The following is a 20,891-nucleotide window of genomic DNA, read 5'->3' as shown; positions in this document are numbered from 1 at the left end:
TAATTCAATTGGTTTGAGGACATATAATCATTTTTCAAATCCCTAGAGAACAACTAGGTATTGAAAGACTGGATCAAACACGAAAATAATAATGATCAATTGATTCGTTTTTTTTAAAGCAGACTGCCAGGCGGCAGCTCTGCTTTTTTATCAACAATCTATTTGTCAATTTGTAAATGAAGGTCAGAATGCAAAAACTTTATCATTCCTGTGCTGAAAAACCATCTTCGACTTTATACAAACTTCCTATTTTCAAAGATTCACCCGCCGCATTTTGCGAACTATCACCAACGACTTTTACATATACTCGGTTTTCGTAATAACCTGTTGTATTTGTAACATCAAGTAATTTTTGTGGCCATTCTCCTGCCCAGCGATAACCGTCTCTTCTTTCTTGTTCAATTTCTAGAATATTGTGTTTGATTAAACCATCTCTACCTGAAAAGATTGGACGATTGGTGCCGATCTCATAAAATCGATACCAAGTGTTGCTTGCTGTATCAGGATAAAAATACTGCCCTGCCGGATCCCCTGAAACATATTTCATCTCTTCAACTTTTGCTTCTTCAAACCAATTTAAAGCACCATTGATTGCAGACTGAATTTCTATTGAAGGGTTTGGCAGTGCCATCAAATACTGGACAATCCCAACTGATTCGGAACCTGAAAGAGATGGATGCTCATAGGAACGTGCTTCTTTTGGTTCGTACGTAACTGGATCATGTTGTGCACACCATGCTGTTAATTCACCATTCACCTTGATTTGGGATTTTAAAATATAATCCACCCCAAGGTTTAATGAAAGGTTGATCTGTTCTAAAAGCTCCTTATTTACAATATCTGAATTAAATGGATACTTCTTTTGCGAGACCATTGTTAATACATTCATAACACGAACCATCGCATTATCGTTATACGTAACATAGTCCGAGTAGTTACCTCTTGCAGGATATACTTGCGGCCATCCACCGGTATCATATTGAGCCTCAAGTAAATAATGGATACCTTTTAAAACAGAGTCTTTATATCGAATATCACCTGTTTCCTTATACATTAAAGCCAAGAAGAGTATCTCATTTGTAGTAGCATTATTATCAATGACACCCAATTCACCATGTTCAGGAGTATACATTTCGGATTTAGGTTCTTGACCATCCCAATGTCGATTGTATTTATCCTCCATGTTTTTATACCATCCACCATGATCCATCTGCCAGGATAATAGAGCATCAGCCTGTTTACGATCTATTTCTTTATTTCCGGTATAATAGGCAGCATTGAGGTAAGGTATATCGTATGGATCTTCATCTAGTTGCTTCGTGAGTGTACCATCCGTGTTAAATATTTCCTTGGTTTTAATAACCGCTACCGTTTGTTTGTCTTTATTTACTCTTGTAGAAATACTTTCCACTGTCATATTTGGTTTAAGATTGGGATCAAGATCTCCCCAATCATTGGTTGCAGTTTGCAGTTCAATATCACTAGAATTAAAGTTTTTCAGTTTACTATTAAATGTTACTTCAACGGTATTCGGGCTTGTTACTTCACTTTTTATAATGTTTATTGGTCCGTCTGGTACAGCATTTCCTTTCGGAACAATTTTGAAAACGACAGGTTCGGATTCATTTCCCGCAAGATCAATAGCAGTCAGAGTTACGGTATTTAATCCAGGTTCAAGATCTACATTTGAGTTAAATGTATAATCCGAAGAGGCTTGTATTGCCTTCTTATTAACAAGTATAGTACCAGCTTCACTTAACTTACCTGATAGTGGAAACGGATTGTAAATCGTATTGTAGTGATTTCCATTTTTCTCAAGCTTGAGCTCATCTACTGTAATAACAGGTTTGACATGATCATAAACAACTCTTAGGACAGATGGAATACTACGATTTCCATCTTTATCTCGAGCTTGAACAGTGATTAAGTTCAATCCCTCATTTAAGTGAACAGTTGTGTTAAATTTGAAGTCTTCTTGTAGTGAAATTTCCTTCTCATCCACTGTAACGATTGCTTCTTTGTCAACTTTTCCTGTAATTGTAAATTCAGCTTTGTTGACAAAACCATCCTTCTGATCGATCGTAATAATTGGTGGTGCTATATCTGATAATGGAATAACACCTATTCGAGTAGGGTCCCATCCATCCGTTCCTTTCAATATATTTTGAACAGTATATTGATTAGCTTCCTCTGGTGTTAATTGCTTTGTCCAAGGATCACGTTCTTTTGGATTTGCCCCTACGCCTTTGCTATTATATTCTGAATACCTCGCTGTTTTTTCATTTCCTTCATCTCCCCAATTATCCCAACCATCAGATGCAATAGATGCATCGATCTCTGAATTGATAAAAGTAACAGATGAATATGGGCGCCAAGGTCTTCCGAAACGAACTCCTTCTACACCTTCGTCAGCAGTAATAGTAGAATTCAAAAAGACATATCCATATTTACTGTCCTGAGGGGTGCTAGCCGCTGTTAACATTCCACCATCACGTTTACTATGGATTTGGCAATCCTCAAAAACCGCTGTTGCTGGACCAAAGATGAAATCGACATCACCTTCAATATAGCAGCCTTGATAATATTGTCTTGAAAGATGTGTATACAATGTATCTTGAAAACCTAAAAATTTAACGTTTTCAAAGTATGCGCGATCACCCTGAACATACGCTGCAACCGCCTGACCTGTACCTTGTCCAGAATCATTCTGGATGGTTAAGTTTTTAGCAATAAAATCATTTGAATAAATAAATATACTTGAACTTTTTGAGGTGCCTAATGGATTGCCATCAGGACCTAGTGTGTTTGCATTATCACTATAAACAAGAACAGTACCTTCTTTACTTTCACCTACTAAACTAAGGTTTGTTTTACTTTTAGGTATCGTAATTTTTTCACGATACTCTCCATCCTTCAGGTAAATCACATGCCGTTTAGAAGTGTTATCAGGTGCAGCATCAATGGCTTCTTGAACAGTTTTAAAATCTCCACCCTCTTTGGCTACAATTGTTACCTTCGCAGGAGTAACGGCAATAGGAGAGGATTCGAAGCTTTCTCCCTTCTCATTTACAGCTGATATGACATAGTCATAGGTTTCACCATTTTTAACGTTGACATCTTGAAAACTAGTAAGATGAACATTAGTTGCAACTACTTCATATTCTTTGCTATCAAACGAACCACGCTTAATGTTATATGTGTCAGCCCCATTTATAGAAGACCATGTTAATATAACCTGGGTATCACCTGCAGTTGCTTCAATACCACTTGGAATGGCTGGTACTCCATTCTCTGGCATACCAACTGCGCTTATAGGATTGGAATTTGTACTAGTAGCTGTTTCGTTTTTGGCAGCTACAACATAGTAATACCTATCCCCATTTGATATTTCAGTATCAGTATAGTTCGTTTCCGTTACCCCACTTTTGATCACTTCATAGGACATTCCCTTTTCCTTACTGCGTAAGATTTGGTAGGATGTTGCCCCTTTAACTGATGCCCAATTGATTGTTATCTCTCCATTGCCATTACTTGCTGACAATCCGGTTGGAGCTTGAAGTGGAGCCACAGGTGACGCACTTACTTCTTTAGAATTCGTGCTCTCTCCTCCAATATTTTCTGCCGTTACAACATAATAATAATTCGTCCCATTTTCTAAACCTGTATCACGAAAATTAGTTCCCTCAATATTGTCAACAATTGTCTGATATGGTCCTTCTTTATCTGTACTTCGTTTAATAGTATACGTTTCTTTTGGACCGGCATTATTTTCATCAATGCCAAGTGCCCATTTAACTGACTCATCAATCAACTTCCAACCGTTTTCTGTCATATAACCTTCCTGGCCCGCAAATAAAAATGTAGCTACTTGACGTGCTGGTACTGGAACACCCTTCATATTTTTCGAGCCCTTTTCATAGGCGAAAATCGTTGCTTTGCTGTCATCATCTGCTGCAGTTGCAATCACGATCGCTTCATCAGAAGGTGCACCAAAATTGACTTTACCAGATTGAGTGTAAACATCGATCATGCCACTCAAACCAGCAGCAAGTGGATGGTTACTAAGATTAATATTAATCGAGGTTTGGTTATCAAAGCTTCCAAATGCTCCAGAAGTAGAAGCACTCAGATTGACATCATCTAAGACATAAGGTTCTGCATATATTACTGGTACAGGGGAACTCATAAATTTTTCCCCAATGTAGCTTGAGCCTGAGGATTCTCCAATAAATACTAAATCATAAATAGGTGCATCTTCTGTTTTTACTTCGTTATCCTTTTTAAAAGTGACAGTGTATCCAAGTGATTCTAGATGATCGATCGTTTTTTCATCTGCTGAAATTCCTGTACCCACAAATAAAATCGACTTTGTTCGACCAGATGTTTTCCAGCTCAAATCAATCTGACTATCTCTAGGGAGAACCGTTAGATCAGTTGGAGGTGAAGGTGGATTTGGTATTTCAGTTGGTGTAACACTAACTTGGTTTGAAAGTTTACTTTCTCCGACTGAATTTACAGCAGAGACAACATAATAATAGGTTTTATTATTTACTAGTCCACTATCGACAAAGCGTGTCTCTGTTATGTCTGTAGCAATAACCTCGTAAGGTCCGCCATCATTCGTACTTCTCTTGATATTATACGAAGAAGCACCTTTGGCAGGGATCCAATTTAGTTCTGCAACTTGATCACCGAATATTGCTGATAAGCCCTTTGGTGAATCAGTAGGTTCAACATATACTTGTAGATTGTCCCAATACAAATCCCCAACAGATGATCCAGCCGTTTGCGCTTCAATTGCATCTAAACGATCAACCGCTTGGTAAAATGGAATGTTACCTGTATATTTGCCATTTATATAGATGTCTGCTGAATCATTAACTATATCGACTAATAGTTTTAAGTGATACCATACATTTGATTCTAATGGAATATTATTCTCACCCTCATAAGAGAGCTGTTTAAAAGCTCCATCACTCCCCTTATAACCAAGGTTTCCACCTGAAACCTCAAGAATTATGCCTGATTTTCCATTTTCTTTATCTTCTATTCGTAAGGGATATGAATTCCCTACTGCTTTTGGTTCCATCATAGTTAATTCAATTACAAAACTCCCAGCCTGTTGATCGAATGCTTTTGTAACAATTGTTCTAGCTCGTTTAGACGAACCACTATCATTATCAAATACTCGTAACCCTTTAGCGGAAGTGTTTCCTATAGAATCAACGGGTACATCGTCAACAAATACGGCGCTTGTTTCTTCAGTAACTCCCTCTTGAGAGGCACTATGAATATACCCAGCTGGTAAATTTCCAACTGTTTCATTCTCGAAATCATCATTAATAATAGAATTTACAGCTGGTTGATCAACTGTTGCTGCGAAGCTGACTCCACTCTGAAAAGTTGGAAATAGTAGTATTAAGCATAAAAATACACACATAAATTTTTTCATTCATTTCCTCCCTTATTCATCCCGTTCGACTTTTTACCTCTGATTTAATTCGTTAGCACGTCATCTATTTTTATTTAAAAGTGACGAGTTTGGAATTTACCCCCTTCCTTCATCTTAAAGCCCTCCTGTTATTTTCCCGGGCTTCTTCCTACAACACCAAGGTAAGTTATTCTCTAGCATTACGTATACAATCATGCTGTAAGAAACATACTATTAAGTTCTTCGGAAACGCTTACAAACACATGTCTGATATAAAGATTACTTTTTCATATAAATGATTATTGCTCATTCAATTTGTTGTCTCAATTTTTCCTTACACTCGGATCCTATCTAAAATGTTTGGAATTCACGAATTAGGAGCCAGGGCAGATGGGCAAAGGATGGGCACAAAAAGATTTTTGTCCTTAGCTTTCAGCATGTTGCGGGTGATAACCTAGGAGGCTCGACAATAATCCCTGGTAGGTAATTATAAAATACTACAAGAAAGAAACCCCTTGTCACATCTAAAGATAAGGGGTTTCTTGTGATCTATTTATTTATTGATTTTAAATCACTAGAAAGACTCGTTAGATTTTGCATCATTTCTTGAGCGTCTTATTTGCCCGAGGCTGTTCAAGGGGCTTGCGCTTTTGTTCTTTTAGACCTATGAAACGATTTTAAATTCATACCAAAGCAGACATTCATTTGAATGTCTGTATAGTGAATGTCGGATTATTTTTTGATGTAATTCGTTTGGTCATTAAAAGATAAAGTAGAAAAATCCCTTATATTACAATATTTTTTTCGATACTCTAATGGCGTAAATCCTACTTTTTCAAGAAAATACCTGCTAAAATGGGAGCCATGCTTAAAGCCGGATTCTAATGCTACATCTAATACAGATAAATTAGGCTCTGTTTCTAGCAATCTTTTCGAGTGATTAAGACGACAGCTCATTAAAAATTTCATGATCGTTCCACCAGTTACTTCCTTAAAGATATGTGACATATAATACTTACTAACATTAAGACTTTTAGAAATATGATCTAATGTAATGTCTTCTTGGTAATGCTTATCAATCCATGCCGTAATTCTTCTAACATGCAATTCTTTTTCAGTTTCCACATGTATGTGTTTATTTTGATGTGTTTGACTTAGCTCATAAATTTGAAACAAAAGCTGAATCACTAAGGTCTGCATTTTGGCTATATAAAAACGACAATTAAGTGTGGAGTCCTCACATTTATCGGCTTTAATCCCTTCACCTTGCGAAAGTTCAGATATTGCTTGAATTGATTGCTCTATTTGATTCAATAATTTCTGGTCAATATCACGGAATAAGCAATTATTGAACGTTGAAAATGGCTTTAATAACTCTGGAAATTTCAAGGTCGTGATAATTGGCTCCATTACCTCTGATGAAAAATGAACAACACTTCTTTCATACATTTCTGTCGGAAGTGGGTTTGCTCTGTGAAGGGTTAAACCGTTTAATAATATTAAATCATTTGGTTGTAAATGATAAACCTTGTTTTTTATTAAATAATGACAATTACCACTATGAAAAAGATAAATTTCAAACTCATTATGTGTGTGGAAATCATGCATGTCCCAATCCAATTCTGGATCACAATTCTTCCGATAAATCGAATATTTACAGATGTTCACGATTCCACCCCTATCGATATGATATGTTTGGTGCTGAGCCTTCTTGAGCAAAGCCCTGATGTGTAACATACCAGGGCTTTTAAGAAGCGACAGCAATTCTATTTTCCTCTATTTAATCCCTGTTGTGGCAACACCTTCAACAAGATGCTTTTGAAAGAAGAGAAAAATAAGAAATGTTGGTATCAATGAAGCAATCGACATGGCAAACAAAGGCCCCCATGCTGTTACAGCTGACGGATCAGAAAACAATCTTAGTCCAAGAGAAACTGTGAATAGCTTAGTATCATTTAAATAAATTAATGGTGTCATAAAATCATCCCATGTCCAGTAGAATGAGAAAATCGCAACAGTCGCTAGTGCAGGCTTTGTTAATGGAAGAATAATATTCCAGAAAATACCGAATGTGCTACAACCATCAATAATGGCTGCTTCATCTAATTCTCGAGGAATCCCTCTTATAAATTGAACCATTAAAAAGATAAAAAATGGCACTCCTCCTATGAATGCAGGAACAACTAACGGATAAAATGTATTTACCCAGCCTATTTTGTGAAACATAATATATTGTGGAATGAGGGTAACTTGATGTGGAAGCATGATTGTTGCAAGTAGGCAAACAAATAATACACGTTTAAATTTAAATTGGAGACGAGCAAATCCAAAAGCGACTAATGTTGATGAAATCAGGGTACCGATAACAACTAATACTGTGACAATACTTGAATTTAAAAAGAATGTTCCAAATGTAATATCACCAAATCCCGCCCAGCCTAGTGCATAGTTGTCCCATTTGAATTCCGAGGGAAACAAGGAGGCAGCGTTTTTAAAGATATCAGATTCAGGCTTAAGCGAACTTGCTAATGTCCAAAATATCGGATAAATCATCAGTAACCCAAATCCAATTACAAAAACGTGAAAAAAAATGTCACTTTTTGTTTTCTTCATTTTATTTCCCTCCCTCTGATTCGTAATACACCCATGCAGATGAGGATTTAAAAATAAGTGCGGTGAAAACGGCTACAATAATCAATAAAATCCATGCCATTGCGGATGCATATCCCATCTGAAAATGAGTAAATCCTTTTTCATATAAATAAACGGCATAAAATAATGTACGATCAAGTGGACCACCTGCTGTAATGAGAAAACTTTGTGTAAATGTCATAAATCCACTTATCATCTGCATGACTAAATTAAAAAAGATAACTGGTGTTAACATTGGAATCGTAATCTTAAAAAACTGACTAAACTTTGAAGCACCATCAACTGCTGCTGCTTCATATAATTCAGTTGGTATTTGTTTTAAGCCTGCTAAGAATATTAACATTGGGGAACCGAACTGCCATACAACTAAAATGATGAGCGTTGATAATGCATAATCGGGACTTGCAATCCAGTTTTGTCCTTCAATCCCAAAATAGCTTAGGATTCCATTAATAGCACCTTCTCTACCAAACAGCTGCTTCCACATGACAGCTACCGCAACGCTTCCACCAACAATAGATGGTATGTAGTACACCGATCGATATAAACCAACACCACGTCGAGCTTTTACAAAAAGCATAGCCACAAATAATGCAAAAGCTAGCTTTAAAGGGACAGATATAAATACAAATGTAAATGTTACCTTTAAAGACGTCCAGAATCGGGAATCATCTGTAAACATGGTGATATAATTTTGTAACCCAATCCATGATGGGCTTGATAACATGTCATAATCTGTAAAAGATAGATATAAAGATGCAATCATTGGTCCAATAATAAATCCAAGAAAGCCTATTAACCACGGAGAAATAAAAGCATATGCGATTAATTCCTTTTTCCAGCCCTTATGAAGTGCTTTACTTCGTTTTGTGATCTTTTTGTCCGTTAACACACTTGTTTCTGATTGCATTTGGCACCTCCACTGTAAATAAGATTGACCTAATAGGGTTACCCCTCTAACGATTTCTATATAATGTCTATTTTTAAGACTAAGCCATATAAAAATAATTTGAGGGGGTTTACTCTTTTGTTTTGTGTAAATCTTTATTAGGAAATTTACTTATTTTTCGCTAAAATTTTGTTTGCTTCAGCTCGGAATGTTTTTGCCATTTCTTCTGTTGTAAATTCTCCAAAATTCAATTGTTCTGCAAGCCTTGTAAATAATGCGTCTAATTCACCTGCTCCTGATGGCTCTGGCGGATAAATTGGGCTTGAATGTTGTTCTGCAAGTTCAACATAGTCAAACATTTCCCTTGCCGCATCATCGACTTTAGATTTCAAGTGGTCACGAACTTTCGTAGCAATTGGAACTCCTCGCTCGGCCGCTAGAATCTCATTTGCTTCAAGATCGTTTGTAATAAAATCAATGAACTTTGCAGCTGCCTCTTTATGTTTTGATTCCTTTGAGACTGAGAAGAACTGTGATGGTTTTAAATACAGTCCTTCTTTCCCACCAGGAAGTGATGGTAAAAGTGTTAGCTTTAATTCACGTCCTGCTGCACCTTGCAGAGCAACAATTTGGTTACTGTTAAACCATAATGAAGGTGCTTTTTCATGAACAATTAGCTCTTCTTCCAATCTACCTTGAACGGCAGCTGTTACATCTGGTGGTGCTGCTACACCATCCTTTAATAATTCATCCCAATAGTTTAGGAACTCAACTAATAGCTTATCATCTTCATATCCAAGTGCTGTTCCTTCCTCGTTATACAATTCAATATCATGTTGCCTTAAAAAATATTGAAAATTCCATAGAAAGTTTTTAGCTCCTTCGACTCCATACACACCTTCACCGAATTGGTCCTTTAGTATCTTAGCTGCCTCAGCATACTCTTCCCATGTATAACCAGGTTCAAAAGGTTCAACACCTGCCTTTTTAAACATTGCAGGGTCATATGCCATCGCTAAAGCATTCGTTCCTAAATTAACAGCGTAAAGCTTGTCGTCGACATATCCCCCTTCAATATACGCTTCACCAACATCATCAAGATTTAGAGCACCTGAATCCACAAAAGAATTTAAATCCTCAATAAGTCCACGATCTACATATTCCATTAAATATCGGTAATCCATTTGAATTACATCAGCTAAATTCTTTCCAGCTGCAGCCGTCGCCATTTTCTCCCAATATCCATCCCAGCCTGTAAACTCAGGAGTTATCTTTATATTTGGATTTTTTTCCTCAAATAACTTGATTACTTTTTTTGTTTTATCATGTCGATCCTGAGAACCCCACCAAGCAACACGTAAAGTGATTTTATCTCCATCTTCACCTTCAGCTGTTTTTTCTGAACTACATCCTGCTGCTAGTCCTAACAGTAAAACGAGAATTATCATAAATGAAATAAATTTAGAAAATGATTTCATCATTAGAAAACCTCCCTTTTTTATTAAAACTTGTCCTTCTTCAAACTAGAGCACACCGTCATATTGTAATTAGTAAATGAATAATTCGTTAATTAAAGCGCTTTCAAAGTTTGCTAGCGTTTTTTTCAATATATGTAGAAACTAGCATAATGGCTATCCTTTCTCCCCCTAACTTTTATATTTAGCCTAATTATATTTAAATTCATGATACTCTTCTTTTCTGTTCTTGCGGAATTTATAGTGGAAAATTAACTTTAATTGCTGTCTTTTTTTTCATCTACTTGCTTGCAATCATATAATCTATCATATTAAAAGGATGTGATTCAAACAATTAACCTTTAGTACCAGTACTTTTACAGTAGGTTAAATTTAGCCTTTTATCGACATATGCTAATATTGTTATTTTTGGTCAGCAATAAGTAGCAATTATTTAATTATTCGGAAACATTACTAGTATACAATTATTAGGAGGTGATCTTTATTCAAGTCTTCCCACTTACCTGTTCACTAACTGAGTGTGATCAAAAATGTATTTATAAGAACTTTTCACATTGAGAATAAATTAATGTTTGTTCAACAATCTGCTCAAATTAAAAAAGGACGCCTTTTATTTAAGAAAAGCGCCAGGTTATGGAATAAGTAATTCTTCAGTTACAATTCAAATTTTTCTTTAATGATTCGAGCTACCTCTTCCGCACTTAAATTTGTATTGTCAATTTTAATATAATTATTTCTTGTGATTTCTCCTTCAAGAGAAGTTAACCGATGTTGGTCCATAGTAACTCTCAAATTATGTTCTGAATGCTCTATATTTCTTTTCGTAGGCTTATGTTCTAACCTATGTGGTGTTTTGTTTCGAATTAAACGTTCTTCAAAATCAGCTATAATCTCTATAAAATAAATTTCTCCACCTCTTGACTTGAAAATAGAACAAATATGATTGACAAAATCCCAATCTGCTTTCTGGTCAAATGCCCATACATATGTAAATATTATTCCGTATAGATCACTTTTTGCCACTTCTTCAAATATTTCCTGCCGAAACAGATTCACCAATCGATGGAATGGTTTAGTCCCAAAGTCAAAAAAGGGATGGACTAACTCAATCGTCATATGATTATGAAATAGCTTCAAGTCTGTTATTTTTTCTAATTCATGGCCAACAGTCATCTTACCGACTGCCTGGGCACCAAATATTAATACAAACTTCATTACGTCTCTCCTCTCTTGAATTTGTAACCGAATCGTCTACACTCTATTCCTGTACTCTCTTAACCAAGTATTAGATATCTATGGGGCTATTTATTTTCCATCCGTCTATTTCAAAGCCACCCATTTTGTTTGTAATATATTGAACGATTTGCTTATAGCTGTTTATCATCTCTATTTTTGCATTCTTTTCTATTGCTTCAATAAACATAGTACTGAATATTGTGTCGGGGAAAGTTTCTTTTAGATATTTTTTCTTATACTTCGGATCCGTTAGATATGAATGGATTTGATAATGAGGAATGAGTTCTACTCCTAGATAAGTACAATACTGAACAAATAAATTAGATAGAGAATTATAGTATACGAGGTGAAAATCTGGGCTCTGTTGTTCATAACAATTTTGTAGATTATCCCAAGTGTCCCAAATTTCATATTTTTTGACTTCTAATAATACTTGATTAGTGTTTTCATATTTCTTGTTCATCCATTCTTGCGCTTCTATTTTTAACTTTTGAATGGCACCAGACTTATCAAATAATACCTTACCAGTAATAAACTGAACCATAGACATTGTCCTACGATCCCGGTAATCATCTTGAAAATACTTGCGAATTTGTTTTGTTGGGTTTGCAAAATATTCGATGAGAAAATGGTCAATAATTTTATTTCCTCTTTCCCTCCAGCCAACATCATCAGATAAAATGATATGTACGTCTATGTCTGATCGTTTAGATGGATTACCTGTCACATAACTTCCGCATACGAGTGCTGCTGTTACATTGCTTCTGTTTTTCCACTCATTTATAAACTTATGAAGAGCAATTTCCCACATTTCCATTAGCAAACACCTGCCTTTAAATTCATTCTATCAGAAGGAATTCTTTATAACACTTTATATCTTACCTTAAAAACTAAAAACTCTGAATTCAGCCATATTCGTCGAGAAAGCATTATTTTTAAATTTACTTAGGTATTCTAAGAATTATGTGTTATGTTTAAATTAACCATTTTAACACTTGTAGCATGTTGTCTTTTGAGGCTGACTAAAAGTTAAATGTCAATCCATAAATCCGGAAATATGTTTTTTACAGTCATATTTCCGGATTTATGGATCAGGCATTAATTAGTCAGCCTCTTTTTAACGTTATTTTTAAGCAAACAAAAAAGGACTCTTATAAAGAGTCCTTCATCATTACGCTTTGTTTACGTTAGTAGCTTGAAGTCCACGTTGACCTTGTTCTGTGTCAAATGTAACTTTTTGGCCTTCATCTAAAGATTTAAATCCTTCGCCTTGGATAGCTGAGAAATGTACGAATACATCTTCTCCACCTTCGATTTCGATGAAACCGAAACCTTTTTCTGCGTTAAACCATTTTACTGTACCTTGTTGCATGTTTGTTTCCTCCTGGGTGGATTCAATCCACAATTATTACTATAGTTGCTCAATTAGATATCAAAGGCGAAAGTTTTAAAAACTTATTCTTTCCTTACATACCGAACAAAAATAATTCTTTTTTATCTTAACAGATAAATTTTGGTATTGCAAATGGTATTTAATAAAAGCTATTGTTCAGGTTGTAACTAGTTCTACAGTAAAGTAGAACTAGTTACACTGCTTTTCACTTTCTAGTTAAGACATCTACTGACAATTTTCTGTTTTAGATCATTGATAAACTCATCTAGTTTCACTTCACTCGAATCATCTTTCCCATATTGCCTAACATTAACAGTTTGAAGGTCACGTTCACGATCTCCTACAACTAGAATATATGGAACCTTTTTCATTTGAGCCTCTCTCATTTTAAGCCCAAGCTTCTCTTCACGTAAATCAAATTCAACACGTATTTCCGCTTGTTTTAATTGTTGTGTTATTTTTTCTACGTACTCTTTATGCACTTTATTTGATACAGGTATTACCTTTACTTGGACTGGTGCAAGCCAAGCTGGGAATGCTCCTGCAAAATGTTCAATTAAAATACCGAGAAAACGATCGATTGAGCCAAAGACAGCCCGATGAATAACAACTGGGCGCACTTTTTTATTTTGTTCATCGATATAAGTTAAATCAAATTTTTCTGGCATTTGAAAATCGAGTTGAACTGTCGCACATTGATGACTTCGTTTGAGTGCATCTTTAATATGGATATCAATTTTTGGTCCATAAAAAGCTCCATCACCCTCGTTAATATGAAATTCATAGTTTAGTTTGTTTAAAACATTTATTAAAGCAGCTTCCGCTTTATCCCATAAAGCTTCATCACCCATGTAATCATCTGGTCTTGTTGAGAGCTCGATTTCATATTTAAAGCCAAATGTACTGTAAACATAATTAATTAATTTTAATACGGATGTAATTTCATCCTCAATTTGAGCAGGTGTTACAAAGATATGAGCATCGTCCTGGCAAAATGTACGAACCCTAAGCATGCCATTTAGCGCACCACTAAATTCATGGCGATGAACCTGCCCAAACTCTGCCATCCGAATTGGAAGATCTCGATAGGAATGAAGTTTATCTTTAAAAATAAGCATATGCCCAGGGCAATTCATTGGTTTTAATGCAAAACTCTGATCATCCACCTCAGAAAAGTACATATTTTCTTTATAATGATCCCAATGGCCAGAGCGTTCCCATAGCCGTTGGTTCATCATAATCGGTGTACGGACTTCTTTATAATCATATGAATATTGCAGCTTCCTTAAAAACACCTCTAATTCATTTCGGATTAGCTGCCCATTTGCTAAATAAAATGGCATACCAGGTGCTTCCTCAGAAAACATAAATAACTCTAATTCATTTCCTAATTTACGGTGATTTCTTTTTTGTGCTTCATCAACAAAATGAAAATAATCATCTAAAGCTTCTTTTGAAGCAAAAGCTACACCATATATACGCTGAAGAACTTTATTATTGCTGTCTCCACGCCAATAAGCTCCTGATACATGAGTTAATTTAAATGCTTTAATATACTGAGTTGCTGGTAAATGTGGCCCTCGGCATAAATCAACAAACTCACCTTGTCGATAGACTGTTATAACCGCTCCTAGTGGAATATCCTCTAACAGTTCTAGCTTTAAAGGATCATCTGCAAAGATCTCCTTTGCCTTGTCACGTGATATTTCCTCACGGTTAATCTCAAGATTTTCAGAGATGATTTTATTCATCTCATTCTCAATCTTAGCTAGGTCATTAACAGTTAGGTTATTTTCTAAATCAAGATCATAATAAAAACCATTTTCAATAACTGGGCCAATTCCTAATCGCACAACATCTCCATAAAGACGCTTGATGGCTTGAGCTAATACATGTGCAGTTGAATGTCTCATAATTTCAATACCAGCTGATGAATTGAGATCATATAACTCAATATTTGCATTCTCATTGATGCTACGCCTAAAGTCATACAAAGATCCATTTACCAATCCAGCCACAGATTTCTTTTTTAAGCTAGAACTAATTGACTGTGCGATTTCTTCTAAGGATATACCTTTAACATACTTCTTTTCATTTCCATTTGGAAACTTAATAACAACCTCATTTTGACTCATGATTAACCACTCCTTATAGTAACCTTCAAATAAAAAAACACACCCATCCCTCAAAAAAGGGACGAGTGTGTCTATACCCGTGGTTCCACCCAACTTTCCATCAGATTGCTTTCCATAATGATGGCTTCGTTTAAGCTGTATCGTAGCTTGCACGGTATTGAATACTAGTATTTCACCAATACTGCTCCAAGGTGGTAAGCAATTCTTTCGTATTAGGAAGTTCCCAGCCAAGCCTTCCCTCTCTGTAAACCGTTAAGAAATACTCATGTCCTTATCATTGCTTTTAGTATTTAATTAAACATAAAAAAACACACTCAAATCCCTAATAAAAAAGGGACGAGTGTGTTTGATCTCGTGGTTCCACCCAACTTCCCACCACTTTTGTAATAAGTGATGGCTCGTTTTGCTGTATCGTAGCAGCTACGGTATTAATTACTATTGGTTCATCAATACTGCTCAAAGGTGGTAAGTAATTCTCTTGTATTAGGAAGTTCCCAGCCAAGCCTTCCCTCTCTGTAAACCGTCAAGAAATACTCATGTCCTTATCATCGCATCGGCTAATTTTAAATTATTAATTAATATATAGAAATATTTACTAATAGTCAATACATAATAAGAAAATTTTTTGAAAGCTCGAGTCATAGTTAAACAATGAAGTTTTTTCTTTTCAAAACTAGTTCTTTATATTTTGCCTTTTTTCTAATACTGCATCACATGCCATTTGGTACATAATTTCAACACCTGTTTTTGAGGCTTCAAATTTAAAGGTATTATTCAGATCAATACCAATGTTATCCGCCACTTTTATGGCATCTATGTTTGCACCAAGGAAAATGAACTCCCAATGATATTTCTCCTGTTGGTGTTTGATAAGATCTTTTATTTTGTTATAGGTAAATTCACGGCTAGCATTTTCTAAACCGTCCGTTGTGATGACAAATATTACTTTCCCAGGTCTTTCATCTTCATTTGCATTTGATAATCTATAACCTACATCAAGAATTGTCTTTCCAACTGCATCAAGCAGTGCTGTACCCCCTCTTACAAAATAATCCTTATCTGTTAGTCTAACATTATTAGTAGTTATGCCATTCCATAAAATCTCATATTTGTCATCAAATAGGACAGCTGTAACAATTGTTTCTCCCGCTAATTGTCTCTGTTTATCAATAAAGGCATTAAATCCACCAACTGTATCGTTTTCAAGCCCTCCCATTGACCCACTACGATTCATATGATTATCATCCTTTCAAAATGGTTCATGATATAATAATAGCTGGGTTCATCCTTGATTTGGTCGCCTATTAAGCGACATTTATGGGAGGAGAAAATATGCTTGAAGAAAAGACTTTAATAGATTTACAGGAGTATATTGAAAGACATCTAAACATAATAGTATTTGATGTTTGTGAATCAGAGAGAATTATTACTAAAGAGATACAACATAACGAAATAGAAGATTTTATAAAGAATAACCGAAAACCAACATTTGCCCAAGTATTGTTTAGCTTTATCGATACAAAAGGATATAGCGATTCAGATATCTACAAAAAAGCTGGAATTGACCGTAGACACTTTTCGAAAATACGTTCAATGCATGATTACCAAATTGGGAAAAAAACCACAATCGCACTGGCTCTAGCCCTTGAACTAAATAAAAAAGAAACCGAAAAACTCTTAAGTTCTGCAGGTTTCTCTTTGTCTGATAATGATACATTTGATTTAGTCATTCAATTCTGTCTAGAGAAAAAAATATATGATATGTATCATGTTAATCAAGCTTTGGATTATTTTAGCTTGAAGCCATTGATTAGAGGTTAAATAGAAGTTCTAGGGGAAGAATTTATGGTGAAATTTATTGAAAGGAATAAAAAGGTGCCGTGAACATGTTTATGTAAACATTTGGTTCTTAGCACCTATTCTAATTCTATTTGTAATACACTTTATCCACATTGTATTTCGCTTGAAGTTTATTAATAATGTAGGTTTCGTAAATGTCTCTCTCCATCGGATCTTCGATCACACATACATCAATTTTGTATACTTCATTTCTATGATTTTTAATTGGTGATACTGTGTCTTCAAGATGCTTTTTGACTCTCTGCCTTAGTTTTCTTGCCTTACCTACAAAAAGCAGTTCATCGTTTTTGTTATAAAACAAGATAATTCCGCCCTTATCTCTTGGAATCTCATGAAGATCAATGAACCCCTCGATCGATTTTATGACCGGCTCATTATCATTCCGTGATTGTATTCTCTCTGTGATTGAGATGTCTGCTTTAGGGATATCAATTTTTATCATAAATTAGCACGTCCTTTTTCTTCTAATTTGTAAATGGTGTTATATGTAAAAAATAAATCATTAACTTCTACTTATATAATTTACAATAATTAGTGATTTATTTGAAAAATATTAAGATTCGATACTTCATTATATTAGAAAATCTTTTTGGCTGTCATAACCCGGTATTTTTATCATTATTGTCGAATTATACTATAATGGAATAATTAAAACTATGTGATTAACTACGCCTAGGAAACAACATAACAAATTAAAAAGCATTTTTTATGCTGGGTTTCATATTGTACCATATAATTTAATACATGTCTTTTTGTTTGAGTTTTACATGTCATAAATTTGAGAAGAAACATACATTTGTTTAACTTAAATGAAATAAAAAAAGACCTACCAATTGGGTAAGTCATAAGCTTTGTTTGTATGCTACCGTATACATATTTTATAGTATACTTACTTTTTGAGTCGAGGCTTATAAAAAGAAGTTAGGAACCATTGTGTATTAGCGATTAACAGTTCATATGTGGTGAAGTAGGTTCTATTTGCATAAATTCAATCCTGTTTCCGTCGGGGTCTTTAATCCAACATTGATAATTATTGTCTTTCCCTTTAGTTGGTTCGACATCTAGGGTAAGCCCTTTCATCTTTAGGTGATTGGCTATTTCGTTAATATCGTTCACCTCTAAGCAAATATGATTAAAACCTATTTGGTTTCTTTCCTCTTGCTGTTTAATTAATCCACCATAAAATAATTCGATAAATTGTCCTGGAGCCACTTTAATATATTCAATCCAAGGCTGATTCTCATCGTCGCGGATTTCGAATGCCCTTTCAAAACCTAAAATATCACAGTAGAATTCAAGTGATTTATCCATGTTTTCTACAGTTAATGCCAAATGTCCAATCCCTTTAATCAAAGAGAACACTCCTTACTTTATTTATTTTAATTGTTTTTTTGGAGTTATTTAAGATAAAATCAATTCGATTCTGTCTTGTATCTCAGAAGGAAGAACGACTTCAATTGCTTTAACATTTTGTTCGATTTGACTTGGTTTACTCGCTCCGATTAAAGCACTTGATACGTTAGGTTGTCTTAAAATCCAAGCCAATGCTAATTCCGGTAAAGTAATTTCCATCTCTTTTGCAACTGCTTCTAATTGCTCAACTTTATTAAAGACATCCTCATTTAGCATCCCTTTAATAAAATTATTAATCGATTGATTTGATGCACGACTATTATCTGGCACTTGACCATTTTTGTATTTTCCAGTAAGAACACCCTGGGCTAATGGAGAAAATACTACCTGCCCGATCCCATATTTTTCACTTACAGGAATCACTTCATTTTCAATATAGCGGTTAAACATGTTATAAATAGGCTGGTTAACAACAATTCGGTCCAACAAGAATTTATCAGCAGTTGCAACTGCTTCTTCAATTTGTGCTGCACTCCACTCACTTACGCCAGCATACAAAATTTTCCCCTGACGAATTAAATCATCAATTGTTTTCAGTGTTTCTTCAACAGGTGTTTCTGGGTCATAGCGGTGGCAATAAAAAATGTCTACATAATCTAGATTCATTCTTTTTAAACTCGCATTCACTTGCTCCATCACATGTTTACGAGATAATCCACGATCATTCGGCCCGTCGCCCATTGGCCAAAAAGCTTTTGTTGTTATAACATAAGATTCTCGAGGGTATTCCTTTAATGCTCCAGCAAGTACACGCTCACCTTCACCCTGCTCGTAAACGTTTGCAGAATCAAAGAAATTAATCCCTAGCTCATATGCCTTATGTATTGTCTTTTCCGCAACATTATCTTCTACTGATTTGCCATAGGTTAACCAGCTTCCTAAACTAATCTCACTTACTTTTAACCCTGTTCTCCCTAGGTTTCTATATTTCATATTAAAATAGCCTCCTAAAATGTTTTATAGATTCTAGTTGTATTGTACTGGAAGTGATCAAGCATTTAAAGTACTGAAATTATTTAAAGATACTTACAAAAAGGTTACTTAGTAACCTATTACATTTGCAAATTATTTGGTTAAATTGCAAAATTCCTCTTTAGATTTGCAAGATTATTTGGCCAAGTTGCAAAAACCCTCTTCCAATTTGCAAAATTAGTGGCTGAGATTGCAAAATCCCTCTCCTAACTTGCAAAAATATTATGGAGATGATTTTGAAATGAAATCTAGCTAGATGCTAAAATTTTAAACTTACCAACTTTAATATAAGCAAAAAAGGTGGGGACTCCCCACCTCTTCTAATCTTTCATCGTTCCTGTCTTTGAAACGGTTTCTTCTAGTGATCTGTCAGTAAAATACTGAGCATGTAAAAACTGTCCGCTCTTTTTATCATATACAAAAGCACCTATTTAAATTTCCAGAATAACGCTTAGGCTAAGTGCCTATTTTAAAGTAAATAATCACCTACCTATTCCAAGAATGAATATACTGTATGTGCCATTAGGAGGTGATTAACATAAAAGGATTATTTAAAGATGATCCCTCATATCGGTACCAACTTCAACACTGGAAAAGAACAGCTTTAGAAAAATTCGAAGAGAAAATGAAAGATAAGGAACGGCCATTTCCATGTATCCCAGCTACAATTGGATTCTCTACAAACCAACTACGTTATGGATTTGTAGGTGATCCAAGGGCTTCTTCAACAATCGATGAAGTTGCAGTGCTGTTAAGTGAATACACTCAACTATCAAAACAATTTGGTAAATTCACTTCACTTATTGTATTCTATGAAACAACACAAAATTTGCTCGAAACATATTGTGTTGAACAATATGAACAGCTATTTTGGGAACATTTAAGTGGGATAAGTAGAAAGGACAGAGAGGAATGGCCGAACCATATCCCAGTTGATCCGCATAATCCCATTTGGGAGTTTTGCTATAATGGAGAGCAATATTTTATATATTGTGCCACCCCATCACATCAAAAAAGACAAAGCAGATATTTTGACTATCTTATGCTAGCGATCACTCCAAGATGGGTTCTACAAGAATTTAATAAGTCTAAAACCTATGCAAAAAAGATAAAATCACAAGTACGAAAAAGGTTGAAAAATTATGATTTCATTGATATTCATCCTGATCTAAACAGCTATGGCAAGAATGACAATTACGAGTGGAGACAATACTTTTTACGAGATGATGAAACAACATTGTCCAAGTGTCCTTTTCAGCGATTTTTGAGTAAGATTCTTGAATAACTAATAAAAGCGCAAGGTCCATCTGAAGTGACCCCATAAAGTGAGACAAGGAAAAAACACCTCCTGAGTCGTATTTAATCAATATGATTCTAGCGGAGGTGTTTTTCTTATGGGTACAAGAATCCCTTATCCAGAGGAAATTAAATGGAA

General features: G+C 35.0%; 15 protein-coding genes and 2 other annotated features. Of the genes, 2 read left to right on the top strand and 13 right to left on the bottom strand.

The genetic code is table 11. The annotated features are described in order from the left end of the window. Nucleotides 1-202 precede the first annotated feature (202 nt). From pelA to I7822_RS00030, 10 genes are all read right to left on the bottom strand, one after another. Nucleotides 203-5,452, bottom strand: a complete 5,250-nt coding sequence (gene pelA, locus I7822_RS00075) for a pectate lyase (protein ID WP_207974779.1) — start codon at nt 5,450-5,452, stop codon at nt 203-205. Nucleotides 5,453-6,163: 711 nt separating this feature from the next. Further along, complete coding sequence (locus I7822_RS00070) at nt 6,164-7,099, bottom strand: AraC family transcriptional regulator (protein ID WP_207974778.1); 936 nt, start codon at nt 7,097-7,099, stop codon at nt 6,164-6,166. A 108-nt stretch (nt 7,100-7,207) separates the two neighbouring features. After that, complete coding sequence (locus tag I7822_RS00065) at nt 7,208-8,044, bottom strand: carbohydrate ABC transporter permease (RefSeq protein ID WP_207974777.1); 837 nt, start codon at nt 8,042-8,044, stop codon at nt 7,208-7,210. Nucleotide 8,045: 1 nt separating this feature from the next. Continuing rightward, nucleotides 8,046-8,993, bottom strand: coding sequence for a carbohydrate ABC transporter permease (locus tag I7822_RS00060; protein WP_207974776.1), 948 nt, complete (start codon nt 8,991-8,993; stop codon nt 8,046-8,048). 146 nt (nt 8,994-9,139) lie between these two features. Beyond that, nucleotides 9,140-10,453, bottom strand: a complete 1,314-nt coding sequence (locus I7822_RS00055) for an ABC transporter substrate-binding protein (RefSeq protein ID WP_207974775.1) — start codon at nt 10,451-10,453, stop codon at nt 9,140-9,142. 648 nt (nt 10,454-11,101) lie between these two features. Then, on the bottom strand, nt 11,102-11,662 hold the full coding sequence (locus I7822_RS00050) for a DEAD/DEAH box helicase family protein (protein WP_207974774.1): 561 nt from the start codon (nt 11,660-11,662) through the stop codon (nt 11,102-11,104). A gap of 70 nt (nt 11,663-11,732) precedes the next feature. Continuing rightward, nucleotides 11,733-12,500, bottom strand: coding sequence for a nucleotidyltransferase domain-containing protein (locus I7822_RS00045; protein WP_207974773.1), 768 nt, complete (start codon nt 12,498-12,500; stop codon nt 11,733-11,735). Between the two features lie 354 nt (nt 12,501-12,854). After that, nucleotides 12,855-13,055: a cold-shock protein gene (locus I7822_RS00040; RefSeq protein ID WP_064094055.1), complete on the bottom strand. Its 201-nt coding sequence runs from the start codon at nt 13,053-13,055 to the stop codon at nt 12,855-12,857. Nucleotides 13,056-13,288: 233 nt separating this feature from the next. Continuing rightward, nucleotides 13,289-15,211, bottom strand: coding sequence for a threonine--tRNA ligase (gene thrS / locus I7822_RS00035; protein ID WP_207974772.1), 1,923 nt, complete (start codon nt 15,209-15,211; stop codon nt 13,289-13,291). Nucleotides 15,212-15,265: 54 nt separating this feature from the next. Next, nucleotides 15,266-15,498: a binding site (T-box leader), on the bottom strand. A gap of 42 nt (nt 15,499-15,540) precedes the next feature. Beyond that, nucleotides 15,541-15,769: a binding site (T-box leader), on the bottom strand. Nucleotides 15,770-15,884: 115 nt separating this feature from the next. After that, on the bottom strand, nt 15,885-16,445 hold the full coding sequence (locus tag I7822_RS00030) for a vWA domain-containing protein (RefSeq protein ID WP_207974771.1): 561 nt from the start codon (nt 16,443-16,445) through the stop codon (nt 15,885-15,887). A gap of 98 nt (nt 16,446-16,543) precedes the next feature. Here I7822_RS00030 and I7822_RS00025 point away from each other — a divergent pair, with 98 nt between their 5' ends. After that, complete coding sequence (locus I7822_RS00025; RefSeq protein WP_207974770.1) at nt 16,544-17,032, top strand: hypothetical protein; 489 nt, start codon at nt 16,544-16,546, stop codon at nt 17,030-17,032. A 106-nt stretch (nt 17,033-17,138) separates the two neighbouring features. Here the strand turns inward: I7822_RS00025 and I7822_RS00020 are convergent, their stop codons facing one another. The 3 genes from I7822_RS00020 to I7822_RS00010 form a co-directional block, all read right to left on the bottom strand. Beyond that, nucleotides 17,139-17,513: a nucleotide excision repair endonuclease gene (locus I7822_RS00020; protein ID WP_207974769.1), complete on the bottom strand. Its 375-nt coding sequence runs from the start codon at nt 17,511-17,513 to the stop codon at nt 17,139-17,141. A 503-nt stretch (nt 17,514-18,016) separates the two neighbouring features. Then, nucleotides 18,017-18,424: a VOC family protein gene (locus tag I7822_RS00015; RefSeq protein ID WP_207974768.1), complete on the bottom strand. Its 408-nt coding sequence runs from the start codon at nt 18,422-18,424 to the stop codon at nt 18,017-18,019. Nucleotides 18,425-18,472: 48 nt separating this feature from the next. Continuing rightward, nucleotides 18,473-19,417 carry an aldo/keto reductase family protein gene (locus I7822_RS00010; protein ID WP_207974767.1) on the bottom strand — a complete coding sequence of 315 codons (945 nt, stop codon included), beginning with the start codon at nt 19,415-19,417 and terminating at the stop codon, nt 18,473-18,475. Between the two features lie 568 nt (nt 19,418-19,985). Between I7822_RS00010 and I7822_RS00005 the strand changes: the two genes are divergently transcribed. Beyond that, a complete protein-coding gene (locus I7822_RS00005; RefSeq protein WP_307847622.1) occupies nt 19,986-20,741 on the top strand; it encodes a YqcI/YcgG family protein in 756 nt (251 codons plus the stop codon). Nucleotides 20,742-20,891 lie beyond the last annotated feature (150 nt).

The sequence above is a fragment of the Metabacillus bambusae genome (genome assembly GCF_017497975.1).
In the GTDB taxonomy this organism is placed as follows: Bacteria; Bacillota; Bacilli; order Bacillales; family Bacillaceae; genus Metabacillus; species Metabacillus bambusae.
This window is presented reverse-complemented; position numbering and strand designations above follow the sequence as displayed.